The organism is Mycobacterium sp. E735, assembly GCF_001666955.1.
Classification (GTDB): domain Bacteria; phylum Actinomycetota; class Actinomycetes; order Mycobacteriales; family Mycobacteriaceae; genus Mycobacterium.
Map to the genome: position 1 here is coordinate 1 of NZ_LZIX01000097.1, position 777 is coordinate 777.

Annotated in this window: 1 pseudogene; it reads left to right on the forward strand. The window is 71.7% G+C overall.

Annotated elements, in window-relative coordinates:
- Positions 1–711, forward strand: a pseudogene (locus A5704_RS08055) (zinc-binding dehydrogenase); the annotation flags it as partial.
- Between the last annotated feature and the right edge of the window lie 66 nt (positions 712–777).

Here is a 777-nt window from a genome sequence, read left to right on the forward strand (position 1 = left end):
TTCGCTTCCCACGTGACCACCCTGGCCGACCTCGTCGCGCCCGTCCCCGACGCGCTGCCCGACGGCGAGGCGGCCGCGTTCGGCATCGCCTACCTGACCGCCTGGCATTCCCTGTGCGAGGTCGGGCGGCTGGCCCCCGGCGAACGCGTGCTCATCCACTCCGCCACCGGCGGCGTAGGACTGGCCGCCGTTTCGATCGCCCGGATGCTCGGCGCCCGGATCTACACGACGGCCGGCTCGGACGCCAAACGCGAAATGCTGCGGAGCCTTGGGGTCGAGTACGCCGGCGATTCCCGCAGCGTCGATTTCGCCGACGAGATCCGCGACCTCACCGACGGCTACGGGGTGGACGTCATCCTCAATTCCCTTCCGGGCGAAGCGATTCACCGCGGTGTCAAGCTGCTCGCCCCGGGCGGCCGGTTCATCGAGCTGGGCAAGAAGGACGTGCACGCCGACGCCGGGCTGGGGCTGGCGGCCCTGGCGAAGAGCGCGTCGTTCGCCGTGGTCGACCTGGACCTGAACCTCAAACTGCAACCGGCACGCTACCGCCGCATGCTCGCGGACATCCTGCGGCATGTGGCGGAGGGCCGCCTGCAGGTGCTCCCGGTCACCGAGTTCGGCCTGCAGGACGCCGGCGACGCCTTCGCGCTGATGGCCTCCGGGCGGCACACCGGCAAGATCGTCGTCTCGATCCCGGCCGGCGGCCGCCTCGCCGTCGGGCAGCGCGTCGGGGACGGGCGCGACGAGGTCGGCCAGGGTGGTCACGTGGGAAGCGAA